Genomic DNA, 25,426 nt, shown 5'->3' with positions numbered 1-25,426 from the left:
ACGCCGTCTCAACCAAAAAGGTTCAAGAATGCCCGTGACTTGGGAATCCCGGCCGGGCCATGAAATCACTGTCGCGCAGGTTCCTGGTCAGCATCGGCCTGACGTCCCTGATCCTGACCCTCCTGACCACGCTGGCCGGTTTCCTGGTGTTTCAGCGCGAACTGTCGAACCGACAGGTGGCCTACCTTCAGGACTACGTCGCAGAGCGCACCAGCAACGTCGAACGACGGTTCTCGAACCTGGCCGCCCTGCACGAGGCGGCCGGCGAGGAGCTGGCGCGACGCATGGCGCGGCTGTCTGACGCCGAGGTGGACCGGCTCGCCGACGAATACTTTCCGAAGCGTCCGGATGGCTCGCGCCGGAGCGCGGACGCCTGGTTCGACGGGGTCCAGAAGAACGGCAGCTACATCTACGGAATGGGCGCGCTTCTGACCCAGCCCGACGAGATGACCCGTGACGAGAGACGGACGCTGGTTGCGGCGTTCGAGCTGGTGGCCAACTTCGGCCAGGCGGCTCAGAAGGACTACGACAACTTCTACTTCTTCACCCCGCCGAAGACGCGGCTGGTGATGTTCGGGCCTCAGCGGCCCGACAAGCTGATGTTTTATCGGCACGACGCGCCCGCCGACCTGGACATCTCCCAGGAGGAGATTTCCTCCCTGACCCAGCCGGCGAACGATCCCCAGCGCCGCACCCGCTGCACCAGCCTGCAGCGGCTAGTCCAGGACACGGTGGGCGATCGGCTGGCCACGGGCTGTTTGACGCCGGTCTATGTGGACGGTCGTCATGTGGGGGCCTTCGGGTCGTCGATTGAGTTGACGGGCTTCCTGGCGAACGCGGTCAAGACGTCGCTGCCCGGCGCTACCGGGCTGATCGTCACCAGCAAGGGCGAGCTCATCTCGTACCCAGGCTTCCGCACACCCGGTCAGGCAAAGGAGAGCGTCCTGGCCGCCTACGAGAAGCGGCTCGGACTGAAATCGCTGGTGGCGGTCATCGCACGGGACGGTCGCGCGAGCGGCGTGGTCGACAGCCCCGACGGCCAGCAGATCGTCGCCTACGGGCGGCTGCATGGGCCCGACTGGTACCTGATGCTGGCCTATCCCAAGGCCGCGGTGGCGAAGTCCGCGGTCAGATCGGCCTCCTGGGTCTTGCTGCTCGGCGCTGTCGCTACCGTGGTCCAGATCCTGGTCTTCATCTTCGTGGCCCGCCGGACGATCACCTGGCCGCTGCAGCGCCTGGCCGCCTCCTGCGAACCGGCTGCGCCAGGCGAGATCGCCCGGCCGGACCTGGGCGCTGAGGCCGGCCGCCAGGACGAGATCGGCGTGCTGGCGCGCGCCCTGGTGTCCGAGCGCGAGAAGGTCGACGGGGTGATGGCGTCGCTGGAGGACCGCGTCGCCGAGCGCACCGCCCAGCTCGAGCGCGCCAACGCCGAGAAGTCGCGCTTCCTGGCCAACATGAGCCATGAGCTGCGGACACCGCTGAACGGCGTCATCGCCGTCTCCGAGACGCTTTCGCGCGAGCAGGCGACGCCGCGCGGGCGCGAGCTGGCTGAGCTGATCGTCTCGTCGGGCCGGCTGCTTGAGCGCGTGCTCACCGATATCCTCGATTTCTCGAAGATCGAGGCCGGCGAGATCAAGCTGACCCACGACACTTTCGACATGTCGACGCTCGTCGGCCGGATCGCCGAGCTGCACCGGGCGTCGGCCGAGGCCAAGGGGCTGGATTTCGGGTGGAGCGTCGCACCGGGCGCCGACCGGCGCTTCGCCGGGGACACCGTGCGCCTGACCCAGGTGCTCTCGAACCTCCTCTCCAACGCGGTGAAGTTCACCGAAGCGGGCGAGGTGCGGCTGTCGGTCGACCTCGCGGACGACGAGGTGAGGTTCAGCGTCCGCGACACCGGCATCGGCTTCGACGAGGAGGTCCGCCAGCGGCTCTTCCGTCGGTTCGAACAGGCCGACGATTCCATCCGCCGGCGGTTCGGCGGCACGGGCCTGGGCCTGGCGATCAGCCGCTCGCTCGTGGAGCTGATGGGCGGGGTGGTGGACGTGACGTCCACGCCTGGCGCGGGCTCGGTGTTCACCGTCACGGTTCCGCTGGAAACCGTGGAGGGCGAGGCGGTGGAGGCGGCCGAGGATCCGTTCGAGGCGGTCGACATCGCGGGCGCGCGGGTGCTGCTGGCTGAGGACCATCCGACCAACCAGCAGGTCGTGCAGCTCGTGCTGGGCGCCGTGGGTATCCAGCCGGTGGTCGTCGAGAACGGCGTCCAGGCCCTGGACGCCCTTCGGGCGGCGTCGTTCGACGTGGTGCTGATGGACATGCAGATGCCCGAGCTGGACGGCCTGTCGGCGACGGCGCAGCTCCGGGCGTGGGAAGCGGCCGAGGACCGTCCGCGCACGCCGGTGATCATGCTGACCGCCAACGCCCTGGACGAGCACGTACGGGCCAGCCACGAGGCCGGGGCCGACGCCCACCTCTCCAAGCCGATCCGCGCGGATGCGCTGATCGCGGCGATCGTGCAGGCGATGGCCGGGCGCGCTCAGGGGGCCGAAGCGGCCGCCTGATCCCCGTCGAGGTAGATCGGGTTTCCGATCAGCCACGGCCGGCCATCGGCGTCGACGACTACAGCCCGGAGCCAGTGACGGCCCGCCGCCCCGGCCACCGCCAGGTCCACGGTCTCGTCGTCCCCGGCCAGCGTCCGTGGCTCCAGCACCCGGGTCGCCGCGTCGGCGCGGAAGACCAGCCGTCCGCCCGCCGCGCCCTTCACGCGGAGGCGAAGCCGCGCGTCCTTGCCGGGCCCGAGGCTCAGGACATCGCCCATCCGCGCGGTGACGCCGTTGGCTTCGGCCGTCATGTCCAGCAGGCGGTCGGGCGAGCCCTGGACGTCGACGAAGGCGTGGCCGGCCCGCAGCCCCGCCAGGATGGCGTCCTGGCTGAGGTTCTCGGCATGGACGACCGTCGTGGGCACGCCGACGGCGCGGTCGCCCGCCAGGGCTGGGTCGTGATTGTCCGAGCCGCCGACCGCTGTGATCCGCCGTCCCTCGTTCAGCCTGGCCTCCCAGAAGCCGATCCCGGAGAGCGGACCGGAACTAATGGCGCCGTTGACCACCTCGACCGCCTGGATCCGGCTGTCGCCCGTCGGGGCCGTCCAGCCGCAGCCCATGCAGACCTCGCCCGAAGGCAGGCCGGGGTGGTTGACCGACGCCAACCCGCCGGCGGCCGCCACCTGGTCGAGGATGGTGTCAAGGCTCGGCGCCCGGGGGGCTCCGAGCTGGAAGTCCAGTGGGGCGGTCACGCCGAGCACGTTCATGTGGCCTCGGAAGGTGGTGATCTCGCGCCCGGGGATCAGAAGCAGGTCGCCAAAGAGGGGCTGCAGCTCGGCCAGGGCCTGGTGGTGCGAGGTGGTGTTGTGCTCGGTCACCGCCACGAAATCGAGACCGCGTCCGGCGGCCGCCTCCAGCGTGCGGAACAGCGGGCAGGGGACGCGCTGGCCCGTCCGTCCGGCGCAGGACCCGTCCGAGTGACCCGTGTGCAGGTGCAGGTCGCCGCGGTACCAGCCGAGGCCGGACTTCAGCGGCGCCTCGGCGAATCCATGGAAGACGGGGCTGTCGTTTAGGGTGATCTTCGCCGTGTATTCCGCGCGCCCATCCTTCCGCAGGTTGGGCACGCCCAGGATCAGCCGCCATTCGCCGGCTGGCAGCGGACCGGGCAGGTAGGACGGCGTGGCCCAGGTCTCGGTCACGGTGAACCGCGCCTTGTTCCCGCCGCTCCAGCCCCGGAACCGCTGTGGGTCGCGCAGGCCGAGGTCGATAGCCGACTTCTCGTCCTTGCCAGTGTAGGCGAATTCCACGGTGACAGCGGTGGTCCCGGCCGGCACGCGGAACGGGACCTCGCGAAAGGTCTGATGGTCGGCGCCGGTCATCACCCCGGTCAGCGTCAGGGTTCCTGCGAAGGCGGGCGTGGCCGACAGCGCGGCGAGCGCCGCCAGCCACGCCGCCCGCATCAGGGCGCCTCGTTCGAGAAGATGATCGTGCCCGACGCGGCGAACATGCCGCCGACGCCATGGCAGACGCTGATCTTCGCGTCCGGCACCTGGGCGGGGGCGATCCCGCGCATCTGCCGAACGCTCTCCTGCAGGGCGTACATGCCGTACATCCCGGAGTGCATGTACGAGAGGCCGCCGCCGTTGGTGTTCAGCGGCAGCTTCCCCCCGATGGCGGTGTTCCGCTCCCGGATGAAGGCCGCGGCCTCGCCCGGCTTGCAGAAGCCCAGGTCCTCCAGGCCGTACAGCGGCAGGTGGGCGAAGGCGTCATAGATCATCAGGTGGTCCACGTCGGCGTGGCTGATCCCGGCCGTCTCGAACGCCTTCTTCCCGGAGATCTTGAACGCCGTCGACGAGGTGAAATCGTACATCTGCGAGACCATCGGCGTCTCGACGCTCTCACCCGTGCCCAGCACGTAGACAGGCTTGCGGGGGAAGTCCTTCGCGCGGTCGGCCGAGGTCAGGATCAGCGCCCCGCCGCCGTCGGTGACGAGGCAGCACATGAGGAGGCGGAATGGCCAGGCGATCATCGGCGAGTTCAGCACGTCGTCGACGGTGATCGGGTCCTTCATGCTGGCACGCGGGTTCTTGGCCGCCCACTCGCGCTGGATCACCGCCACCCAGGCCAAGTCTTCTTCGGAAAGGCCGTAGGTCTTGAGGTAGCGCAGCACCGGGACCGTGAACATGGTCGGTGGGGTGGTCACGCCGTAGGGCATCTCGAACTGGCCCATCAGGCTGGACGGCGAACGCCCGAACCCGCCGGCGCCCACGCGGCTGCGGCCGCTCTCGCCGTGGGTGATCAGGATGGTCTTGGCGAGGCCCGCGTTGATCGCCGCCGCCGCGTGGCGGACGTGCAGCATGAACGAGCAGCCGCCGACCGACGTGCCGTCGGCGTAGGTGGGCTTGATCCCCAGGTAGTGGGCCAGCTCCACCGGGCTGATCCCGGCGGTGGCGACGCCGTCGATGTCCGACGGCTTGAGCCCCGCGTCGGCCATGGCGTTCAGCGCGGCGTCGGCGTGGAGGGCGATCACCGACTGGTCCGGGATCTTGCCCATGCGGGTGGTCTCGGCGGCCCCGACGACCGCGACGGATTTCGGCTTCATGTGGCTCACCCTTGGGCCGGCGCGAACAGGGGCAGGGTGATGTCGTCGGTCTGCTTGGAGAACGACACCTTGAGCGGCATGTCGAGCTGCAGCGCCTCGGGCGTCTGCGGGCAGTCCACGATGTTCGTCATCATGGTCGGCCCCTCGGCCAGCTTAACCACCGCGATGGCGTAGGGCTCCGTCCCCATGTCGGGGCGCGGGCGGTGGTTGATGACGTAGCTCCAGAGCACGCCTTGGCCGCTGGCCTTGTAGACCTCGACCTCGCGGTTCCCGCACTTGGGGCAGAACGGCCGCGGCGGGAAATAGCTCTCGGTGCAGGCGACGCAACGCTGGAGGCGCAGCTCGCCCTCCCGGCATCCGTCCCAGAAATGGCGTGTCTCCGGCGTAGGCTCCGGCAGCATGCGTGGCGGCATGGGGTAATCCGTCCCTTCGAAATATCGGTGTGCTCTTGGCCCGGAAATCACCGGGCGGCGCAGCAAAGACGAGCCTGGGACGCTTGTCACCCCCGGATCGCTCGGCGGCAGGGCCCGGCCCTTAGTCGCCCACGAACATCGCCGCCATCACCATCACCAGCCCCAGGGTGGCAGCGTTCCAGGAGAAGGTTCGAAGCCAGGGGACGCCGGCGGCGTAAAGCGGCAGGAACAGGACTCTTCCCGCGAGATAGAGCGTTGCGCCGATTTCCCCGACCCAGGTCCCGGTGCGGCTGCGCATCTCCAGCATCAGGACTGCGGCCGCGAAGATCGAAAAGGTCTCCAGGAAGTTCCGCTGGGCCCGGTCCAGCCGCCCGGCGACCCCGGCTGGTCGCAGGTCCTCGTCCCGTGCTCCCACGGTGTAGGCGTTTCCGACCTGCGCCTTGAACGTGAACGAGGCGGCTGACAGGTGGACCAGCCCTAGCACCATGGCGCCGAACAGCATCCAGATTTCCCACGACATGAGGCCCTCCTGCGACCAACGCGCGAGGTCTCCGCGTAACACGGTTCGCGGGCGAGCCGCGCACGGACAGCCGCCGTTCGCCGTGGCATCCTCCCGCCATGCACGACCCCTTCGACCTCCAGCGGTTCGTCGAGGCCCAGGACGCCGGCGAGACCTACGCTCATGCCCTGACCGAGCTGCGCGCCGGCCGCAAGCGCACGCACTGGATGTGGTTCGTCCTGCCCCAGCTCGCCGGCCTGGGCTCGAGCCCCATGGCCCAGCGCTATGCCATCGCCTCTCTGGCCGAGGCCCGCGCCTACCTCGCCCATCCGATCCTCGGTCCGCGCCTGATGGCCTGTGTGGAGGCCATGAACGGCCTCCAGGGGCGCACCGCCCACGAGGTTCTCGGCAGCCCAGACGATCGAAAGTTCCGCTCGTGCCTGACCCTGTTCGCGGCTGCGGCGCCGGGAGAGCGGGCGTTTACCGAGGCGCTGGCGCGATACTATGCAGGCCAGCCTGATCCGGCGACCTTGGCGCTGTTGGATGCCGGATGATCCTCGGCTGCGCCGCCTGCCGACCCTCGCAAATCAATGGACGCTGGCCCGGAAGGCGGATAGCTCCGCGCTTTTCCGGACCGGCCGCATTCCGTGAACCCCGCCGCACGCCTGCAAGCCACCCTCGAGCTGCTTTCCGAGGTCGATAGCGCCTCGCGCCCCGCCGACGCCGTTGTCTCGGCGTGGTTCCGTACCCGGCGCGACATCCGCGACGAGGCTCGCGGCGAGATTTTCGAGCTCCTCTACGCGGTGCTGCGCCATCACGCCCGGCTGGTTTGGTGGCTGGCGAAGCACGGACGGCCCGCCACGTCTCGCAACCGTCTGCTCGCCTGGCTGGCGCTGGGAGAGGGCAAGTCGCGCGACCAGATCCAGCGGCTGTTCAGCGGCGGGCGGTTCGCGCCGACGGCCCTGACGGATGACGAACGCGGCCTGCTGGGCCGGCTGCAGGGCGGCTCGATCGACCATCCAGCCATGCCCGAGGACGTGCGCGCCGAGTGTCCCGACTGGGCGCTGGAGCCCCTGCGCCGCCGTTTCGGGCCGGCGTTCCCGCGCGAGATGGCGGCCATGCTGGCGCCCCCGCCGCTTGACCTGCGCGTAAATCCGCTGAGGGCCACGCGCGAGGCGGTGCTGACCGCCCTGCGCGGCCTGGGCCTCGCCGCCGAGCCCTGCCGCCTGGCGCCGTTCGGGGTGCGCGTCGCCGAGCGGCCATCCCTCTCCCGCCTGCCGATGCTGAAGACCGGCGAGGTCGAAATCCAGGATGAGGGCTCGCAGCTCGTCGCCCTGCTGGTGGACGCGCGGGCCGGCGATCGCGTGGTCGACTTCTGCGCCGGCGCCGGCGGCAAGACCCTGGCGATCGCCTCGCAGATGGCGAACAAGGGTGTGGTGATCGCCTGCGACGTTTCCGAGAACCGGCTGAAGCGCGCCGCCGATCGGTTCCGGAATGCCGGCCTGCACAATATCCAGACCCGCCTGCTCTCCAGCGAGCGGGACAAATGGGTCAAGCGTCACAAGGCTGGTTTCGACCGCGTGCTGGTCGATGCGCCGTGCAGCGGAACCGGCACCTGGCGGCGCAATCCGGACGCCCGCTGGCGCACCGAGAACGCCGGGCTCGAGACCCTGCTGCCGCTACAGGCGTCGATCCTGGACAGCGCCGCGCGCCTGGTGAAGCCGGGCGGCCGCCTCGTCTACGCCACCTGCTCGCTGCTGCCGGAAGAGAACGAGGCCCAGGTCGAGGCCTTCCTGGCCGCGCATCCGGAGTTCCAGGTCGTTCCGCTGCGCGAGGCCGCGCCGCAGATCACGGATTCAGGCCACCCGCAGCACCTCTCGCTCACTCCTGCCCGCCACGGCACGGACGGCTTCTTCGCGGCGGTGATGGCGCGGGGCGACGCGAAACTCACTTCCTGAGCGGCACGCCCTTCGTCGTGAACTTCGTCCCCGGATGGCGCTTGTGCCGGCCTGGGCCCGAGGGTCGCCCACCGCCGCCCGGCTGATGGGCGGGCACGAGCTGGTCCGGGCGCGGGCCGATCAGGTCGGCGCGGCCCATGGCCTTCAGCGCCTCGCGCAGGACCGGCCAGTTCTCGGGGTCATGGTAGCGAAGGAACGCCTTGTGCAGGCGGCGTTGGCGCAGGCCCTTCACGGTCTCGACCTTTTCGCTCGCCCCGTGCCGCACGCCCTTCAGCGGGTTGACGCCGGAGTGGTACATGGCCGTGGCGGTCGCCATGGGAGAGGGCAGGAAGGTCTGCACCTGGTCGGCGCGGAAGCCGTTCTTCTTGAGCCACAGCGCGAGGTTCATCATGTCCTCGTCGGTCGTGCCCGGGTGCGCGGCGATGAAGTACGGGATCAGGTGATACTTCTTGCCCGCCTTCTTCACGGCGGCGTCGAACATCTCCTTGAACCGGTCGTAGGTCCCGATCCCCGGCTTCATCATCTTGTCGAGCGGGCCGTCCTCGGTGTGCTCGGGCGCGATCTTCAGCAGGCCGCCGACGTGATGGGTGACCAGTTCCTCGACGTACTCCGGGCTCCTGACGGCCAAGTCGTAGCGCACGCCCGAGGCCACCAGCACCTTCTTGACCCCCTTCACCTCGCGCACCTTGCGATAGAGCCGGATCAGGTCGTCGTGGCTGGTGTTGAGGTTCGGGCAGATCTCCGGGAACACGCACGAGGGGCGCCGGCACGCCGCCTCGATCTTCGGGTCCTTGCAGGCCATGCGGTACATGTTGGCGGTCGGACCGCCGATGTCGGAGATTACGCCGGTGAAGCCCGGCGTCCGGTCCCGGATGCGCTCGATCTCCTGCAGGATCGAGCCCTCGGAACGGCTCTGGATGATCCGCCCCTCGTGCTCGGTGATGGAGCAGAAGGTGCAGCCGCCGAAACAGCCGCGCATGATCGTCACCGAGAACCGGATCATGTCCCAGGCGGGGATCTTGGCGTCGCCATACGACGGATGCGGCGCCCGCGCGTAGGGCAGGTCGTAGACCGCGTCCATTTCCTCGGTGGTCAGCGGGATCGGCGGCGGGTTCAGCCACAGGTCGCGGTCGCCGTGCTTCTGGACGAGGGGACGCGCGTTGCCGGGATTGCTCTCCCGGTGCAGCACGCGCGAGGCGCGGGCGTAGGCTTCCGGGTCCTGCTCCACCTGTTCGTAGGATGGCAGGCGGATGACCACGTCGCCGGGGCGGCGGGCGGCGCCCTCGTCGGCGGAGTCGAGGTCGTCGGCGTGCAGCTCGGCGTAGGTCTCGGGAACCTTGCGGAACAGGGCCACGCCCCGGATGTCGGTCAGCTCGCGCGGCGCCTCGCCGGCGGCCAGCCGCCGCGCCACCTCGACCACGGCGCGCTCGGCGTTGCCGTAGAGCAGCAGGTCGGCCTTGGCGTCGGCGAGCACCGAGCGGCGGATCTTCTCGGACCAGTAGTCAAAGTGGGCGATGCGGCGCAGCGAGGCCTCGATGCCGCCGAGGATGATGGGGACGTCCTTGAACGCCTCGCGGCAGCGCTGGGAATAGACCAGGGTGCAGCGGTCGGGCCGCCGCCCGCCCTCGCCGCCGGGCGTATAGGCGTCGTCGCTGCGGATGCGACGGTCCGCCGTGTAGCGGTTGACCATCGAGTCCATGTTGCCGCCGGTGACCCCGAAGAACAGCCGGGGTCTGCCCAGCGCCTTGAACGGCTCCGCGGATTGCCAGTCGGGCTGGGCGATGATCCCGACCCGGTGCCCCTGCGCTTCCAGCAGCCGCCCGATGATCGCCATGCCGAAGCTGGGATGGTCGACATAGGCGTCGCCGGTCACCAGCACGATGTCGCAGGCGTCCCACCCCAGGGCGTCCATCTCCGCCCGGCTCATCGGCAGGAACGGCGCGGCCTGCGCCGGGTCGGAAGCCCTGGAAAACAGGGGCGTTTCGACGTGGGCCTTGATGTCCATGCCGACGGATAGGCGCGCGGCGTCGCGAATTCAATCACCCGGACGTCGCAGGGCGGACGCGTCCGCCTCGACGGCGGAGGTCGTCACGTGTTTTCATTCCCTTCAACCAAGGAGCGAATGATGCTGGCTGGATGCGATGCTGTCGCCTTCGTCGCGACGACGGACTACGACCGGGCCCGCGCCTTCTACGAGGGCGTTCTGGGCCTCCCGGTGCGCAGCCAGGACCAGTTTGCGCTGGTTCTGCAGGCCAAGGGCGTCAAGCTGCGGGTCGTCAAGCTCGCCAGCGTCACGCCATCGCCGCACACCGTATTCGGCTTCGAGGTGGCGGACGTGAGAGCCATGGTTCTGGCCTTGAAAGCCAAGGGCGTGGTCTTCGAGATCTACGAGATGTTCGGCGAGGCCCAGGACGCGGACGGAGTCTGGACGCCGCCCGGCGGCTCGGGTGCGGTCGCCTGGTTCAAGGATCCCGACGGGAACCTGCTCTCGATCTCGTGCAGCGCCGGTTAGGCCCCCTCGCCCTCACACCCGACCGAACACGCCTTCGAACGCCGCCAGCCCTGGCGCGCTGAACTGGACGATGCGTGTCCCCTCCATCCGCCGCGCCCAGCCCAGGGCGTAGATGCGGGAGAGCAGGCCCGCGCCCATCACCCCGGCCAGGTGACTGCGGCGGACGCTCCAGTCCAGGCAGGCCTTGCAGAGGGGCCGGCGGCCGGCGGGGGCCAGGGCGACGCCGAAGTCGCGGGCGAAGGCGTGGCCGGCCTCGGTCAGCACCAGCGAGCCCTCTGCGTCGACGATGCGGCCCTGGGCGACCAGGGCGTCCAGCATCGCCACGCCGAGCTCGCCTGCGAGGTGGTCGTAGCAGACCCGCGCGCGGCGCAGGGCCGGGTCCCTGGGGCCGGGGCGGGTGCGCATGTGGCCCGCGCGGTCGGCGAGCAGGGCGAGGTGCTCCATGGCCTCGGCCACGTCCTGACCGGCGAGGGCGAAGTAGTTGTGGCGGCCCTGGACGCGGCGCGTGACGAGGCCGCCCGTTTCGAGCTGGGCGAGGTGCGAACTGGCGGTCTGGGGCGTGACGCCGGCCTCGCGGGCCAACTCGCCCGCGGTCAGCGCCTGGCCGCCCATCAGGGCCGACAGCATGTTGGCGCGGGCCGGCTCGCCCATCAGGGCGGCGACGCGGGTGATGTCGGGGCCGAGCCTCATGGGGTGAGCTTAGCCCATCCGGCGCGCGGACGCTTCGGTGGTCGGCGAACCTTGGGGACCGGCGGGGCGGCTATCGGGACGGCCTCGAAAACATGAGGCTCCCATGACCGTCACCTGCTGCATCCGCTATGTGATCGACCCGTTCCAGAGGGACGCCTTCGAGGCCTACGCCCGGAACTGGCTGACCATCATCCCCGCCTGTGGCGGCGACCTCCTGGGCTATTTCCTGCCGCACGAGGGGACCAACAACGTGGCGCTGGCGATGATCTCGTTCCCGAGCCTCGCCGCCTACGAAGCCTATCGCGAGCGGCTGAAGACAGACCCGGCCGGCGCGGCCAATTTCGCCATGGCCGAGGAGAAGCGCTTCATCCTCAGCGAGGAGCGCACCTGGCTCACGCCCGTCACGCTCTAACGGTCAGGACCGCAGCGTGTTCTCGGCCTTCATCGCCTCGTAGGCGCGGCGCAGGACAGCGGCGCAGTCCTCGATCGTGTCGCGGAACAGGTCGAGCTGGCGGTCGTATTCGCCGCTTTCCAGCTTCTCGATCACCGGATCCTGCGCGAGGGATTGCTGCTTCGGCAAAGCCATGGACGCCCACCTGTTGTTGTGGGCGCGACCCTGGCCCCGACAGCGCTTCCGCCGGGTTAAGGCGGTCAGACCGGAGCGGTAGAAAGCCTGCGGCGGTCCGTCGCAGCCACCAGCTCGGCCCAGATCGCGTCCTGCCGCGCCGTGTCGCCGGTCGCCTCGGCGGCAGCGTGGGCCACCACCAGCGCGCCGCGCAGCCGGTCGTTCTCGGCCTGAAGGACCGAGAGGCGGAGGTCGGCGTCTTCGCCAGGCTCGCCCAGGAGGGCGCGGACGGCGCGGTTCTCCTCCACCAGGATATGAGCCTGGCGATCCCACATCTCGGCCGCGACGCCAAGAAGGGCCGCCGACAGGCCGAGATCGCTGGCGCGTTCGGCTTCGGGCACGCCGGGCATGGCGTTCTTCACGAGCAGGCCGGCCAGTTCGGCCAGCACGTTGGGGACCGGCGGGTTCATAGCTTGCCCATCACCTTCAGCATGGCCCGCTCCTGGGCGTTGATCAGCCACCAGGCCGGATAGATCATGATCGGCGCCCGGTTGCCGCCCGAGTTGAAGGCGGCGGCCGAGCCGACCCAGATGCCCTGGCCCTTCACGCAGTTGAACAGGGTCCACCACTTCAGCGCGGTCGGGTCGGCCTTGAGGCCCGAGGCCGCTTCCCAGGCGGCGACCGCCTCGGCCTCCGTGCAGAGGCCCCCGACACGGCCCGATCCGAAGCTCCAGATCGGCTGCAGACTCCAGCCCAGGTCCTCCAGCGGATCGCCCAGGTGGCACATCTCCCAGTCCAGGACGCCGTGGATATCGCCGGCCTCGTCGTAGAGGAAGTTGCCGGTCCGGTAGTCGCCGTGGACGACGCTGAGCTTCTGGGCCGGCGGCGGCGGGTTGGCGCGGAGCCAGCGGATGGCCGCCCGCGTCACCGGCAGCGGCTCGGCCTCGTCCCGGTCGATCAGCGCCTCCCAGTGGTCGAGCTCGCGCGACCAGCAGGCGTCGAGAGGCGGTGCGTCCATGAACGACGTGAGCCCGGCGGCGGCCGGGTCGGCCTTGGCGATCTCGCCCAGGATCGTCCACTTGCGCGTCGCGATCTTCGGCAGCACGGCGTCGTACGCGCCCGAAAGCAACACCTGGGGCGAGGCCTGGAAGCCGGCGATCTCCTCGGCGACGAAGAACGGATGGTCGAGCGCCTCGCTCGCTTCCTCCAGCCACAGCATCTCGGGCACCGGCACGGCCGAGCCGCGGAAGGCGCGGTAGGCCTCGAACTCCACGCGGCGCTCGGTGTCGATCAGGCTGGCCGGCGGGTCGCGGCGCAGGATCAGCTTGCGCTGGCGCGCCTCGCCACCCTCGGTCCAGGCCAGGCGGAAGCGATAGGTCTCGCGGCTGGCGCCGCCCGAGATCCGCTCCAGGTCGGTGACCGCGACACCCGTGGCGAGCGGCATCCTGCCGGCGATATAGGCCGCCAGCCGGCCTTCCAGGGGATGGGCCATGGTCAGGCGAACTCGAACCGCAGCGGCAGGCGCTTGGGCCCGTTGACGAAGAAGGCCTGGCTCATGGCCGGCTCACCCGCCAGCTCGACCGACTTCAGGCGCGGGATCATCTCTTCCCAGAGGATCCGCATCTCCATCTTGGCCAGGTGCTGGCCGAGGCAGACGTGGGCGCCGTAGCCGAAGGCCAGGTGCTTGTTGGGCTTGCGGTCGATGCGGAACGTGTCCGGCGCCTCGAAGACCTCCTCGTCCCGGTTTCCGGACGCGTAGCAGAGCATCAGCCAGTCGCCCTGCTTCACGGCGCGCCCACGGACCTCAGTGTCCGCGGTGGCGGTGCGCATGAAGGTCTTCACCGGGGTGGTCCAGCGGATGCTCTCGTCCACCAAGCCCGGGATCAGCGAGAGGTCGGCCTTCAGCTTCTTGAACTCGGCCGGGTTCTCGGCCAGCGCCCACATGGCGCCGCCGGTCGACGACGAGGTGGTGTCGTGACCCGCGGTGGCGACGATGATGTAGTAGCTCATCGCCTCCAGGTCGGAGATCGGCTGGCCGTCGATCTTCGAATTGGCGATGATGCTGGCGAGGTCGTCCGTGGGATTGGCGCGCCGGTCCTCGGACAGCTTGCGGAAATATTCGAAGAAGTCGGTGATGACGCCGAAATCGAGCGGTCGGTCCTCCAGCGGCTTGTCGCTGGCGGCGTTGCGGCCCAGCTCGGGATCGGTGGCGCCGAACAGCTCCTGGGTGAGCTTCAGCATCCGCGCCTCGTCGCTCTCGGGCACGCCCAGGATCGTCATGATCACATGCAGCGGGAAGTGCAGCGCCACCTCGTTGACGAAGTCGCACTCGCCGCCCTTGGCCGCCATCTTGTCCACCGCGGCTCGGGCGATGACGCGGATGCGCTCCTCCAGGCTGCGCAGGTTCTGCGGCATGAACCACGCCTGGGTCAGGGTGCGGTACTTGTGGTGGTCGGGCTCGTCCATGTGGATGAGCGTCCGCAGAAGATGCGGGCTGCCGCCCATCATTTCCCGGACCTTCCTGTCGGCGACCTGGCTGGTGAGCACCGGGTTGCGATCGCCGTTGTGGAACAGGTCGTTCTGGCGGCTGATCTCGAGGATGTCCTCGTGCTTGGTCGTCACCCAGAAGGGATCGACGCCCTCGACCTCCGCGACCCCGAACGGCTCGTTCTTCCTAAGCCAGCGATAGGTGTCGTGGATCCGGCGGTCGGCATAGGCCGCGGGATCGACGAGGTTCGCCGCATGCTCCTGGGGAATCCGGTGGTCGGCCGCGGTCATGACGCCCATGTTGAAAATTCGTCGCCCGAGTGACGCGAGGTCACGGGGGACGACGCCTCCCTTTTTTCCTTATCGTGCCGATCAGATACCGCGCGCTGGCGGCCGGGCAAGGCTGACCGAGCGTCAACAGGGAAGGAAGCTGCGGGCATGCTGACCAAGGGCGACGACTATCCGATCCACCAGACGCCGGAGCCGATCGCCTACGCCGGCTCGGACCGCAACTTCTACGACCGCTACTTCTTCAACGCCTACGCGCCCGACGGGTCAGCCTTCATGGCCGCGGCCTTCGGCGTCTATCCGGCGCTGAACGTCGCCGACGCCCACGTCGCCATCGTCAAGGACGGCAAGGAATACTGCCTTCACGCCTCCCGCGTGCTGGGCATGGAGCGGATGGACATCAGCGTCGGTCCGATCGCGATCGATATCCTGGAGCCTCTGCAGCGCCTGAAGCTGACGGTCACGAAATCCGAGGGCATCGCCGGCGAAGTGGTCTTCGAGGGGCGCTCGTTCCCGATCGAGGAGCCGCGGTTCGTACGCCGCGTCGGGCCGCGCCTGTTCATGGACTACACGCGCCTGACCCAGAACGTCCGCGTCTCCGGCTGGCTGGAGGTGGATGGCCAGCGGCTGGAGCTGAACGGCTGGGTGGGCACCCGCGACCGTTCGTGGGGCATCCGGCCGGTGGGCGCGGCCGACCCGCAGCCGACCCCGGGCGCAGGCATCCCGCAGTTCTTCTGGCAGTGGACGCCGGTCAACTTCGCGGACCGCTCGGTGTTCTTCCACATCAACGCCGACGCCGACGGCAAGCCGTGGAATACGCGGGCGGTCATCCTGCCCGACGGGGCAGGCCCCGATGGCGGCCACCATACCGAGGCGGCGACGATGGAGACGGAGCTGATCCCCGGCACCAAGCACGCCAAGTCGGGCAAGCTGACCATCCCCATGGACCAGGGCGCGGCGACCATGACGCTGGAGCCGATGGCCACCTTCCTGATGCGAGGCATCGGCTACGGCGGCGATTGGCGCCACGGGGCGCTGAAGGGGGAATTGGCGGTCGCGCGCGAAGACCTCGACTGCGAGAACTTCGACCAGAACGACATGGGCAACCTGCACATCCAGGCGATCAGCAAGGCGACGCTGTCGGTCCCCGGCCAAGCCGATCAGCAGGGCGTCGGCGTGTTCGAGCAGCTGATCCTGGGGCCCTACCGGCCGCTGGGATTCTAAGCGCCTCGCCGCGTCAGGTCTTCCGGCCCGGCCGCTCGGTCACGGCCCGGAAGACCATGTCGTAGAAGTCCTTGGCGAACTGCTCGGTCTGGCCGAGAGGACTGTTGCGCAGGTCTTCGCGGATCGTCTTGCGCAGGGCGCGGCGACGCTCGGTGTCGACCGCCAGCTTCACCGCCAGGGCCTGGAACTCGTCCTGCGATCGGGCGCACAGATCGCCCAGGCCCGCGTTCGACAGGATCGAATAGCTGAGCCGCTCGTAGAAGGCCTCGCCGACGAGGGTGATGAGCGGCACGCCCATCCAGAGGCTCTCGGTCGTGGTCGTGCCGCCGGTCAGCGGGAACGGGTCGAGCGTGACGTCCAGGTCGTTGTAGTGCGGCAGGTGCGCGCCGCGCACGGCGCGCCAGATGAGGCGGTCGGCGCTGACGCCCTCTTCGGCGAAATAGCGGGCGATGTTCCGCTGGAAGCTCTCGCCGCTGGCCTCGGGCCGGACGAAGGCGAACTTCGACCCGGGGACGGCGGCGACCACGCGCGCCCAGGCGCGGAGGACCTCGCGGCCATACTTGTGCGGATTGTTGGCCGTACCGAAGGTGACGAAGCCGTTGCGCTCGCTGGGCAGGTCGGGGCTGATCTCGGTATGGTCCGAGAAGAACGCCTTGCCCAACGCCAGCCAGGTGTGCGGCATGATCAGCGGCGTTTCGATCAGGTACTCGGGCCGCGTCGGCCTCGAGTAGGGATCGCAGACGAAATAGTCGATGCTGGAGAGGCCGGCCGAGTGCGGGTAGCCCAGCCAGCTCGCCTGCAGCGGCGCCGGCCGGTAGGCCATCACGTCCAGCTTGTTCATGTGGGTCGAGCCGCCCAGCTCGATCAGGATGTCGAGCTGGTCCTCGGCGATGCGTTCGGCCGCCTCCCCGACGCCGATGTCCGGCCACCAGCGATAGGCGGCGACCTGCCGGGTGATGTGACGCATCGCGGCGTCTTCCTGGCCCGTGAAGTAGGAATAGACGAACACCTCGAACCGATCCCGGTCGATGTGATCGAAGAGCGGCATCGCGAAGTAGCCGACCGGGTGGGCTCGCAGGTCCGACGACATGAAGCCCAGCCGGATCTTGTCGCCCCGCGGACGTGGCGGCGGACGACGGATCGTACGGCGTGCGGCGGCCGCCTCGATCTCGCGGCCCCAGATGCGGTGCTGTTCCACCAGCTCAAGGCGGTCCTCATCACTGCGCACCCGGCCGAGTTGCTTCAGAAGGGCGGTGTGGCGGCCGCTCTTCGCCCACGCGCGGCCCAGCGATGTGAAGTCGCCGACCGCATCCATGGCGTCGTAGTCGCAGACGCGGACGAACACCTCGGTCAGAATCTTGGTGGCGGACTCGTTGAACTCGTTGGCCCGGGTCAGGAGCGGCAGCGCCAGGCGGTAGGCGTGCTCGATGTGCGCGCCTTCCTGCGCGTCGCGCGTGCGCTCCAGGCTCTCGATGTAAGAGGTGGCGTAGTCCAGCTTGCCGGGCTCCAGCTCAACTGCCCTCGCAAGGTGTGCATTTGCCTGTGGCCGGTCCTGGTCGGTCAGCATGACGCCGAGCTGGTAGTGGATCCACGCGTCGTCAGGATGTGAGGGCAGAAGCGACTTGAGGTAAGCCACGGCCTGCTTCGTCTGCCCCGACCGACGCAGGAGCACCACCCGCGCTTCCATCAGGCGCTGGTTGCCTGGCAAGGCTTCCAGCGCCTTGTCGAGGGTCTCGACGGCCTCCGCGTTGCGGAGCTCCTCGTTGAGAATGCCGATCATGTCGAGCCAGGCCTCGACGCTGTCGCGCTTCAGCGCGATGGCCTGGCGGAGCCGCATCAGCGCCGGATCGATCCGGCCGAGCTTGGCCAGCGCCCGGCCGAGCTGGCGCTGGAACTCCGGGTCGCGGGGCTGGGTGCGGACCAGCTTGGTGTAGACGGTCTCCGCCCGCGCGGCCTCGCCCAGGTCCAGCAGGACGTTGCCGAGATTCTGCTGGGCGGCCAGCGCCTTGGGGTTCAGCTTGATCGCCTGCTCGAACAACGGGATCGCCTCGGCCTGGCGCCTCAGCTTCCGCAGCAGCACGCCGCGGGTGTTCAGCAGGTCGTAGTCGCGTGGAAAGCGTTGCAGCCCCTGCGCCGCATACGACTCCCCTTCGGCGAAACGCCCGGCGTTGTAGAGCTGGACCACGAGGGCGCGATAGACCTGAACGGCGCGGGCAGGGTCCTCGCTCACGGCGGCGATCAGATGCTCGATCGCCTGTTCCCTTCGCCCCGCATTCAGGGCCGCCTGCGCCGCCGCCAGCCGATCGCTCATGCCGAAACCTTCTAAACCTCGCCGGGTAGCCCTTACGGCGCTCCCTCCGTCGTGGCTAGAGCACGTCCCGGGCGCCCTCGCTCATTCCGGCCGGGACAAGGGGCTTGCCCTGGGCGAACCGCCACTTCAGCGCGAGGATCGTCGCCGAAAGGATCAGGCACACCACATTGGCGCCGACCACCGGCCAGGCCCGCGACAGCACCCCGTAGGCGATCCAGAGGCTGAATCCGGCCACAGTGACGGCGTACATACGGAGCGAGACCGAACTCGCGTCGCGTTCCCGCACGATCTTGGTGATCTGCGGCACGAAACTGGCCATCGAGCAGAGGGCGGCCCCTGTCCCGATGACGTCGGCGATGAGGGGCACGGGCGGTCAGCCCGCGGCGGTTTCGGTGTCCATGGGCACGCTAACGGAAAGCCGCAGCCCGGGTTGCGTCGCGTCGGTGGTGAGTTTTCCGCGAAGCTGCTGGGCCATGAGCTGCGCGACGGTGAGGCCGAACCCAGACGGCGGCGCGCCCGGCGGCATGCCCACGCCATCGTCGCTGACCGACAGGTCGAAGCCATCGGTGGTCCGCCGGAGAGCGACCCGCACGCGCCCGGAGCGGCCGACGGGATAGGCGTGCCGGAGCGCGTTGCCGACCGCTTCGCTGACCAGCAGGGCGATCGGCGCGGCCTGTCGCCCGGCGATCGTCACCGCGTCGAGGTCGAGGTCGATGGACACGTCGTCCCGCCCGGCCGAGCCTGCCAGGTCGCCGACGATCTCGCGGATGAGCTGGGCGAGCTGGACCTTCTCGCTGTCGTCGATCCAGTCCACGTGGCGATGCGCCACGCTGACGGCCGCGACCCGCTGCTGCACCCCACGCAGGGCCCGCCGCGCGCCATCGTCAGTGGCGCGGCGGCCCTGGAGCATGACGATCGAGGATATGAGCTGCAGGGTGTTCTTGACGCGGTGCTCCACGTCGCGATGACGCGCCGCCTGGCGCTCGAGCGCCTCCTCCGGATTGTCCGTCGAACTGGCCATCCCGTCTCCCCGTCGTCAGGCCACTATGCGAACATGTTACCCCACGTCCATGCCGTTGGGGTTGCGACGAGGCGTCGCCGCGCGCGGAAGTCGGATATCTGCCATCAATTCAGGCTGGCTTGCGCTTGACCGCGAGGATCGCGCACGCCAAAGCCGCCGACCATGAACATCCTGCTCGTGGGCTCCGGCGGGCGCGAACACGCCCTGGCCTGGAAGATCGCGGCCTCGCCGCTGGTGAAGCGGCTGGTCGCCGCGCCTGGCAATCCCGGCATGGCCGCCCAGTGCGAAGTGCGGAGCGTTGCGGCCACGGACGTGCCCGCCCTCGTGGCCCTGGCGACGGAGATCGCCGCGGATCTCGTGGTGATCGGACCGGAATCCGCCGTGGCCGTGGGCCTTGGCGATGCACTGCAGACGGCAGGGATCCCCTGCTTCGGCCCGGTCGCCCAGGCGGGCCAGTTGGAGTCGTCCAAGGCCTTCACCAAGGCCTTCACCGACCGCTACGGGCTGCCCACCTCGGCCTATGCAGTGTGCGAGAGCGCCGATGACGCAAAGCGGGCGCTGGACCGGTTCGAGCCGCCCTACGTCATCAAGGCCGATGGCCTGGCGGCCGGCAAGGGCGTGGTGATCGCGCCCGAGCGCGGCGAGGCCGAGGCGGCGATCGACGACGCCTTCGGCGGGCGCTTCGGCGCCGCCGGCGCGCGGGTGGTGGTCGAGGAATTCCTGGAGGGCGAGATCGGCTCGCTTTTCGCCCTCTGCGACGGCAAGAACTCGATGCTGTTCGGCTGGGCCCAGGATCACAAGCGCGCCTTCGACGGCGACCAGGGCCCGAACACTGGCGGCATGGGCACCTATTCGCCCGCGCCGGTCTTCACGCCCGAGCTGGTGGAGCAGGTCCGCACGCGCCTGGTGGAGCCGGCGTTCGCCGGGATCGCGGCGGACGGGGCGCCCTACCGCGGCGTGCTGTTCGTGGAGCTGATGGCCACGAAGACGGGGCCGAAGCTGGTGGAGTTCAACGTCCGCTTCGGCGATCCCGAGTGCCAGGTGCTGATGCTCCGGCTCGAGAGCGACCTCGTGCCTTACCTCGTGGCCTGCGCCGAGGGGCGGCTGGCCGAGATGCCGCCGCCGGTGTGGCGCGACGAGGCGGCGATCTGCGTCGTCCTGGCGGCGAAGGGCTATCCCGACCAGCCGGCGGCGGGCGGCGAGATCCGCGGGGCGGACGCCGACTTCGGGCCGGACGTGGCGGTCTTCCATGCGGGAACGCGGCTGGACGAGGTCGGCGTACTGCGCGCCGCCGGGGGCCGTGTGCTGAACGTCTGCGCCCGCGCCGCGACCCTCCGCGAGGCTCGGGACAAGGCCTATGCGGCCATCGCGCAGATCGACTTCCCCGACGGTTTCTGCCGCACCGACATCGGCTGGCGGGCTCTAGGCTAGCCGCTCGGCCACGGCCCTGAGCGCCGGCAGCGCCACCGTGTGCCAGGCGTGTCCGAGGCCGCCCCGCACATGCTCGGTCTCCCGGTCGTCGAACTGGTCCCAGCCAGAATGGGTCAGGCGCACATGCGTGCCGCCCGAGATGTTACTGAGCCGGATGTCTACGAAGGTGTCCGGCGTCTCGGGAAAGCCCCAGCTGAACGAAATCCGGCGCGGGCGGTCGACGATCTCGATCCGGCAGGCGATGGCGTCCGTCACGTCGTCAGCCTCGCGGCGGGGACGGTCGGGCTGCAGATAGAAGATGTGCCCCGGTGCGGGGAGGAACCGCAGGCAGCCCATCCATTGGCCGACCAGATCAGGCTCGGTCACGGCGCGCCATACCTGGTCGCGCGGGGCGGCGATCTCGATGACCGACTGGATGTCCTCGACCATGGCCCCCGTTTGAGCGGTTCGCGCGACGCCGCGTCAAGGCTCCTTGCTCCGGCGGTGGCAGCGTCGCTAAAAGGGGTTCAAACAACTGTTGGAAGCTAAGGGGAAACGCCATGGCCGTGACGACCGACGTGGCCGCCGAGCAGGCGCGCGAACAGGCCAATACCGGCACCAAGGAAGTGGCTGAAACCCACCGCTTCGACGAGGCGTCGCTCGCCCGGTGGATGGAGGCGAACGTCGAGGGCTACGCGGGCCCGCTCGAGGTGCGCCAGTTCAAAGGCGGCCAGTCGAACCCGACCTACCAGCTCATCACGCCTGGAAAGAAGTACGTGCTGCGCCGCAAGCCGCCGGGCAAGCTGCTGCCCTCGGCCCACGCGGTGGACCGCGAGTTCAAGGTGATCTCGGCGCTGTATCCGACCGGCTTCCCGGTGGCCCGCCCATACGGCCTGTGCACCGACGACAGCGTGATCGGCACCTGGTTCTACGTCATGGACATGGTCGAGGGGCGGGTGCTCTGGGACCAGACCCTGCCGAAGTACGAGCCGGCCGAGCGCAACGCCATCTTCAAGGCCAAGATCAAGACGCTCGCCGACCTGCACAACACCGACTACGCCGCGATCGGCCTGGAAGACTACGGCAAGCCCGGCAACTACATGGCCCGCCAGGTCGACCGCTGGACCAAGCAGTACAAGGCCTCCGAGACCCGTCACATCGAGGAGGTCGAGCGCCTCATCGAGTGGCTGCCGAAGACCTGCCCGCCGCAGGAGCGGACGTCGATCGTCCACGGGGACTACCGGCTGGACAACATGATCTTCCACCCCACCGAGCCCCGCGTGATCGCGGTGCTGGACTGGGAGCTGGGCACCCTGGGCGAACCGCTGGCCGACTTCACCTACCTGCTGATGAACTGGATCAACGGGACGATCTCGCAGCTGCCTGACCTGAAGGCGCACGGCATCCCGACCATGGACGAGGCGGTGGAGTACTACTGCAGCCTCACCGGCCGCACGGGCCTGCCCGACCTGAACTGGTACATCGCCTACAACAGCTTCCGGCTGGTGGGCATCCTGCAGGGCATCCTGGGCCGGGTCCGCGACGGCACGGCCAACCACCCGGACGCCGCCAACATGGCGCCGCGCGTCACGGCCCTGGCCGAAATGAGCTGGGCCTACGCCAAGAAGGCCGGCGCGAGCTAAGGGCGCGCCAGCAGGGCGTCCAGCGCCGCCTCGTCCGTGAACACCGCGCGGACGGGCCAGGGCGTTACGCGTGCGCGCCACGTCGAGGGCAGGCGTGCCCAGTCCTTCTCCGTGGTGACGAGACCGGCGCCGAACTGGGCCGCGCGGTCGGCCAGGCGCTTGAGTGTGGCCTCGTCGTACCGGTGATGGTCGGGAAAGGGCAGGAAGTCCTTCAGATCGCAGCCGGCGGCCTGCAGGGCGCGCTCCACCTTCCACGGCTTTCCGACGCCAGCGAAGCCCACCTGTGGCCCGGGCGGCGGCGGCGCTGCGGGTTCAAGACGAGCCGTGAGGACGGGTATTGGCGCAAGTTGCGCCAGCAGTTCCGGATCCGGGGCGTCGAGGTCGCCGGGCAGCAGCAGCACCACGGCGTCCGCACGGGCGAGGCCGGCCCTCAGCGGTTCGCGCATCGGGCCGGCGGGGAAGACCCTTCCGTCGCCGAAGGGCCACTCGCCGCCACGCGTTTCCCCGTCGACGACCACGAGCGACAGCGTCTTGCGCACCGAGGGATTCTGATGCCCGTCATCCATGACGATGGCTCGGACGCCCGCCGCTGCCGCGGCTCGGGCCCCGGCGGCGCGGTCGCGGGCGATCCAGACGATCAGGTCGCTTGCCAGCATCAGCGGCTCGTCGCCGACTTCGGCGGCCGTGTGCCGGGTCGGATCCACCCGCAGGGGGCCGACTTCGGTCCCGCCGTAGCCCCGCGACAGCACCGCCGCATTCAGCCGGTAGGCCAGCTCGCGAACGATGGGCGTCTTGCCCGTTCCCCCAACGGTGAGGTTGCCGACGCAGATGACGGGGATGCCGGGATCGAAGGGCGTTCTCCGGGCGATCCGCCGCGCAGTTGCTGCGGCCCAGATCCACGACAACGGCGTCAGCAGGGCGCGCGGGACAAGTCCGACCCGGCGGTCGCGGCTGTACCACCAGCGGGGCGTGGCCAGCTTCATGCGGGGAGCAGCGGCGTCAGGAGGTCGAGGGCGGTGTCGATCGCCCGATTCTGCTGCGTCGCGTGATCCAGGGCGGCTTCACCCATTCGGCGGGCGATGTGGGGATAGTCCAGCAGGCCGCGGATGTGACGCCGGAGGGCCGTCGCATCGCATGCCTCGATCGCGGCGGCGTCCGCGAACAGGCCTGCGTAGAGCTCGGCGGCGTTGAAGACGTGCGGTCCGGTGACGATCGGCCGCCCGATCCGCGCCGGTTCCAACGGGTTGTGCCCCCCGATGCCGGGAAGGAAGCCGCCGCCCATCACCACCACGTCCGAGAGCCGGAAGAACAGGCCGAGCTCACCCAAGGTGTCTGCAACGTGGATCGGGCCTGTCGGCGTTTCGCCGGCGGATCGTCGGCTCGCGCCGAACATCCGCGCCAGCTCCGGTCCCCGATCGGGGTGGCGGGGTGCGATGATCAGCAACGCCTCGGCATCGTCGAAAACGGCGGCGCGGAACGCCTCGACGACGATCTCCTCCTCGCCGGGATGGGTGCTGGCGGCGAGGACGACGGTTCTGGAAGCGGCGGCGGTGCGCAGCCGCGCGAGTTCTGCCTCATCCGCCGGCAGCGGGTCGCCGGCGAGCTTCAGGTTCAGCTTCGGACCCGGAGTCCCCCCCAGCCCGCGGATGCGCCCGGCAGAGGCCTCATCCTGTGGCAGGACCAGGTCGAAGGACGAGAAGACCTCGTGCGCCGCCACCGGATAGCGGCTCCAGCTCCGGGCGCTTCCCTCGGTCATTCGGGCGGAGACCAGGGCCAGGCGTACGCCGCGCCGGTGGCCCTCAAGGATCAGGTTGGGCCAGAGCTCGCTCTCGACGAAGATCCCGAGCGAGGGGCGCCAATGGTCCAGGAAGCGCCGGATCGGACCGGGGAGGTCGAGGGGAAGATATTGATGGACGACGCCGGCCGGCAGGCGCTGCGCCAGCATGGCGGCGGCTGTGGTGGTGCCGGAGGTGACGAGCAGCGGGAGGTCTGGCCGGCGGCCGCGCAGCGCCTCGATCAGAGGCAGCAGCGACGTCGCTTCCCCGACGCTGACGCCGTGCAGCCAGACGAGGGGGCCGGCAGGCCGCGCGACGCCGGCGTGGCCCAGGCGTTCGCCCAGTCGCGCGAGGTCTTCCTTGCCGCGCGCTGCGCGTCGCCGCAGCACCATCGGGGCGAACGGCTCGATGAGGCCGGTCAGGGCGCCGTAGACCGCGAGCGGCAGGGGCCTGGTCACACCACCTCGGCAGGGGCGAGGCGGCAGGCGTGCGCGGCGTCAGTCTCGATCTGCAAGGTGGCGTGGCCGATGCGGAAGCGGGCCTCCAGGCCTTCGCAGGCCATGTGGAGGAACTGGTCGCCGTCGCCGTTGGCCGGCCGCAGGATGTGCGCGGTCATGGCCGTCTCGGTGGTGGACATGGCCCAGACGTGAAGGTCGTGCACGTCCTCGACGCCCGGCAGGCCCTTCAGCCAGGTGCGGACCTCGTCGACATCGATGCCGCGCGGGGCGGCGTCCAGCGCCAGGTCCATGGAATCGCGGAGGAGGCTCCAGGTGCCCAGGACGATGACCGCGGCGATGATCAGGCTGAGCGCCGGGTCGATCCAGAGGATGCCGGTCTGGGCCATGGCGAAGGCGCCCGCGACGACGGCCAGCGACACCCCGGCGTCCGCCGCCATGTGCAGGAAGGCGCCGCGAACGTTTAGGTCGGAATGGCTGCCGCGCATGAACAGCATGGCCGTCGCGCCGTTGATCAGCACGCCCAGGCCGGCGGTCAGCATGACGATGTCGGTGTCCATGTGGGCCGGCGCGCCGATCCGGCGGACAGCTTCGGAGACGATTGCGCCGACCGCGACCAGCAGCAGGATGGCGTTGGCCAGCGAGGCCAGGATGGTGCCCTTGCGCAGGCCGTAGGTGCGGCGACCGGCGGGCGCACGCCGGGCCAGGATCGTGGCGCCCCAGGCCAGCAGCAGCGACAGGACGTCCGAGAGGTTGTGGCCGGCGTCGGCCAGCAGGGCGAGCGATCCGGTCCAGAGGCCGGCCGCGACCTCGGCGACCACGAAACCGGTGTTGAGGATGACCCCGATGGCGAAGGCCCGGCCCATGTTGGCGGGCGCATGGTGGTGATGGCCGCCGTGGTGGTGATGCCCGTGCGCGTGTCCGTGCCCGTGATCGTGGTGATCATGGGCATGGTGGTCGTGATCGTGGGCGTCGTGGGCCATTCGGGCCTATGTCTCACCCTCGCGCAGCCAGGGCAATGCGGGCCGCCTGG

General features: G+C 69.7%; 25 protein-coding genes. 8 read left to right on the top strand and 17 right to left on the bottom strand.

All coding sequences use genetic code 11. The annotated features are described in order from the left end of the window. Positions 1–59 precede the first annotated feature (59 nt). Positions 60–2,561 (top strand): ATP-binding protein, encoded by a 2,502-nt coding sequence (locus DJ019_RS14460; protein WP_111276755.1) that lies wholly within the window; start codon positions 60–62, stop codon positions 2,559–2,561. Here the strand turns inward: DJ019_RS14460 and DJ019_RS14455 are convergent. The 4 genes from DJ019_RS14455 to DJ019_RS14440 all read right to left on the bottom strand — a co-directional run bounded on the left by DJ019_RS14455 (position 2,537) and on the right by DJ019_RS14440 (position 6,075). Continuing rightward, on the bottom strand, positions 2,537–4,000 hold the full coding sequence (locus tag DJ019_RS14455) for a CehA/McbA family metallohydrolase (RefSeq protein ID WP_111276754.1): 1,464 nt from the start codon (positions 3,998–4,000) through the stop codon (positions 2,537–2,539). The two genes, DJ019_RS14460 and DJ019_RS14455, sit on opposite strands and share 25 nt — an antisense overlap. Then, complete coding sequence (locus DJ019_RS14450; RefSeq protein ID WP_111276753.1) at positions 4,000–5,142, bottom strand: thiolase C-terminal domain-containing protein; 1,143 nt, start codon at positions 5,140–5,142, stop codon at positions 4,000–4,002. The genes DJ019_RS14455 and DJ019_RS14450 overlap by 1 nt, the downstream gene beginning before the upstream one ends. A gap of 5 nt (positions 5,143–5,147) precedes the next feature. Next, positions 5,148–5,555, bottom strand: coding sequence for a Zn-ribbon domain-containing OB-fold protein (locus DJ019_RS14445; protein WP_111276752.1), 408 nt, complete (start codon positions 5,553–5,555; stop codon positions 5,148–5,150). 121 nt (positions 5,556–5,676) lie between these two features. Next, a complete protein-coding gene (locus DJ019_RS14440) occupies positions 5,677–6,075 on the bottom strand; it encodes an MAPEG family protein (RefSeq protein WP_111276751.1) in 399 nt (132 codons plus the stop codon). A 98-nt stretch (positions 6,076–6,173) separates the two neighbouring features. On the opposite strand from DJ019_RS14440, the gene DJ019_RS14435 reads away from it, so the two are divergent. Both DJ019_RS14435 and DJ019_RS14430 read left to right on the top strand, forming a co-directional pair. Further along, positions 6,174–6,608, top strand: coding sequence for a DUF1810 domain-containing protein (locus tag DJ019_RS14435; protein ID WP_111276750.1), 435 nt, complete (start codon positions 6,174–6,176; stop codon positions 6,606–6,608). A 93-nt stretch (positions 6,609–6,701) separates the two neighbouring features. After that, positions 6,702–8,012 (top strand): RsmB/NOP family class I SAM-dependent RNA methyltransferase, encoded by a 1,311-nt coding sequence (locus DJ019_RS14430; RefSeq protein ID WP_111276749.1) that lies wholly within the window; start codon positions 6,702–6,704, stop codon positions 8,010–8,012. On the opposite strand, the gene DJ019_RS14425 is transcribed toward DJ019_RS14430, so the two are convergent. Next, positions 8,002–10,017, bottom strand: a complete 2,016-nt coding sequence (locus DJ019_RS14425; RefSeq protein ID WP_111276748.1) for a YgiQ family radical SAM protein — start codon at positions 10,015–10,017, stop codon at positions 8,002–8,004. The genes DJ019_RS14430 and DJ019_RS14425 overlap by 11 nt on opposite strands. Before the next feature lie 117 nt (positions 10,018–10,134). On the opposite strand from DJ019_RS14425, the gene DJ019_RS14420 reads away from it, so the two are divergent. Next, on the top strand, positions 10,135–10,524 hold the full coding sequence (locus tag DJ019_RS14420; RefSeq protein WP_240606487.1) for a VOC family protein: 390 nt from the start codon (positions 10,135–10,137) through the stop codon (positions 10,522–10,524). Between the two features lie 12 nt (positions 10,525–10,536). On the opposite strand, the gene DJ019_RS14415 is transcribed toward DJ019_RS14420, so the two are convergent. After that, positions 10,537–11,214 (bottom strand): ArsR/SmtB family transcription factor, encoded by a 678-nt coding sequence (locus DJ019_RS14415; RefSeq protein ID WP_111276746.1) that lies wholly within the window; start codon positions 11,212–11,214, stop codon positions 10,537–10,539. Positions 11,215–11,317: 103 nt separating this feature from the next. Here DJ019_RS14415 and DJ019_RS14410 point away from each other — a divergent pair, with 103 nt between their 5' ends. After that, positions 11,318–11,626, top strand: coding sequence for an NIPSNAP family protein (locus DJ019_RS14410; protein WP_111276745.1), 309 nt, complete (start codon positions 11,318–11,320; stop codon positions 11,624–11,626). Between the two features lie 3 nt (positions 11,627–11,629). On the opposite strand, the gene DJ019_RS21000 is transcribed toward DJ019_RS14410, so the two are convergent. The 4 genes from DJ019_RS21000 to DJ019_RS14395 all read right to left on the bottom strand — a co-directional run bounded on the left by DJ019_RS21000 (position 11,630) and on the right by DJ019_RS14395 (position 14,566). Next, positions 11,630–11,800, bottom strand: a complete 171-nt coding sequence (locus DJ019_RS21000; RefSeq protein ID WP_165844020.1) for a hypothetical protein — start codon at positions 11,798–11,800, stop codon at positions 11,630–11,632. A 65-nt stretch (positions 11,801–11,865) separates the two neighbouring features. Beyond that, positions 11,866–12,249: a hypothetical protein gene (locus tag DJ019_RS14405; protein ID WP_111276744.1), complete on the bottom strand. Its 384-nt coding sequence runs from the start codon at positions 12,247–12,249 to the stop codon at positions 11,866–11,868. After that, on the bottom strand, positions 12,246–13,271 hold the full coding sequence (locus DJ019_RS14400; protein ID WP_111276743.1) for a phosphotransferase family protein: 1,026 nt from the start codon (positions 13,269–13,271) through the stop codon (positions 12,246–12,248). Before DJ019_RS14400 ends, DJ019_RS14405 begins: the two co-directional genes overlap by 4 nt. 2 nt (positions 13,272–13,273) lie before the next feature. After that, positions 13,274–14,566 carry a cytochrome P450 gene (locus DJ019_RS14395; RefSeq protein WP_240606486.1) on the bottom strand — a complete coding sequence of 431 codons (1,293 nt, stop codon included), beginning with the start codon at positions 14,564–14,566 and terminating at the stop codon, positions 13,274–13,276. Between the two features lie 138 nt (positions 14,567–14,704). Between DJ019_RS14395 and DJ019_RS14390 the strand changes: the two genes are divergently transcribed. Further along, positions 14,705–15,778, top strand: a complete 1,074-nt coding sequence (locus DJ019_RS14390; protein ID WP_111276742.1) for an Rv3169 family protein — start codon at positions 14,705–14,707, stop codon at positions 15,776–15,778. A gap of 13 nt (positions 15,779–15,791) precedes the next feature. Here the strand turns inward: DJ019_RS14390 and DJ019_RS14385 are convergent, their stop codons facing one another. From DJ019_RS14385 to DJ019_RS14375, 3 genes are read right to left on the bottom strand one after another with little or no spacing between them, the layout of a single operon-like run. Then, positions 15,792–18,089 carry an O-linked N-acetylglucosamine transferase family protein gene (locus tag DJ019_RS14385; RefSeq protein ID WP_111276741.1) on the bottom strand — a complete coding sequence of 766 codons (2,298 nt, stop codon included), beginning with the start codon at positions 18,087–18,089 and terminating at the stop codon, positions 15,792–15,794. Between the two features lie 55 nt (positions 18,090–18,144). Further along, positions 18,145–18,456, bottom strand: coding sequence for a SemiSWEET family sugar transporter (locus DJ019_RS14380; RefSeq protein ID WP_338066093.1), 312 nt, complete (start codon positions 18,454–18,456; stop codon positions 18,145–18,147). Positions 18,457–18,462: 6 nt separating this feature from the next. Next, positions 18,463–19,110: a sensor histidine kinase gene (locus tag DJ019_RS14375; protein WP_111276740.1), complete on the bottom strand. Its 648-nt coding sequence runs from the start codon at positions 19,108–19,110 to the stop codon at positions 18,463–18,465. 162 nt (positions 19,111–19,272) lie between these two features. On the opposite strand from DJ019_RS14375, the gene purD reads away from it, so the two are divergent. Further along, positions 19,273–20,541, top strand: coding sequence for a phosphoribosylamine--glycine ligase (gene purD / locus DJ019_RS14370; protein ID WP_111276739.1), 1,269 nt, complete (start codon positions 19,273–19,275; stop codon positions 20,539–20,541). Here the strand turns inward: purD and DJ019_RS14365 are convergent. Further along, on the bottom strand, positions 20,533–20,970 hold the full coding sequence (locus tag DJ019_RS14365; RefSeq protein ID WP_111276738.1) for an SRPBCC family protein: 438 nt from the start codon (positions 20,968–20,970) through the stop codon (positions 20,533–20,535). The genes purD and DJ019_RS14365 overlap by 9 nt on opposite strands. 110 nt (positions 20,971–21,080) lie before the next feature. Here DJ019_RS14365 and DJ019_RS14360 point away from each other — a divergent pair, with 110 nt between their 5' ends. Next, positions 21,081–22,163: a phosphotransferase family protein gene (locus DJ019_RS14360; protein WP_111276737.1), complete on the top strand. Its 1,083-nt coding sequence runs from the start codon at positions 21,081–21,083 to the stop codon at positions 22,161–22,163. On the opposite strand, the gene lpxK is transcribed toward DJ019_RS14360, so the two are convergent. From lpxK to DJ019_RS14345, 3 genes are read right to left on the bottom strand one after another with little or no spacing between them, the layout of a single operon-like run. Then, on the bottom strand, positions 22,160–23,146 hold the full coding sequence (gene lpxK / locus DJ019_RS14355) for a tetraacyldisaccharide 4'-kinase (RefSeq protein WP_111276736.1): 987 nt from the start codon (positions 23,144–23,146) through the stop codon (positions 22,160–22,162). The two genes, DJ019_RS14360 and lpxK, sit on opposite strands and share 4 nt — an antisense overlap. Then, positions 23,143–24,396: a 3-deoxy-D-manno-octulosonic acid transferase gene (locus DJ019_RS14350; RefSeq protein WP_240606485.1), complete on the bottom strand. Its 1,254-nt coding sequence runs from the start codon at positions 24,394–24,396 to the stop codon at positions 23,143–23,145. Before DJ019_RS14350 ends, lpxK begins: the two co-directional genes overlap by 4 nt. Further along, positions 24,393–25,376 carry a cation diffusion facilitator family transporter gene (locus DJ019_RS14345; protein WP_111276735.1) on the bottom strand — a complete coding sequence of 328 codons (984 nt, stop codon included), beginning with the start codon at positions 25,374–25,376 and terminating at the stop codon, positions 24,393–24,395. Before DJ019_RS14345 ends, DJ019_RS14350 begins: the two co-directional genes overlap by 4 nt. Positions 25,377–25,426 lie beyond the last annotated feature (50 nt).

It is taken from the genome of Phenylobacterium kunshanense (assembly GCF_003254525.1).
In the GTDB taxonomy this organism is placed as follows: domain Bacteria; phylum Pseudomonadota; class Alphaproteobacteria; order Caulobacterales; family Caulobacteraceae; genus Phenylobacterium; species Phenylobacterium kunshanense.
This window is presented reverse-complemented; position numbering and strand designations above follow the sequence as displayed.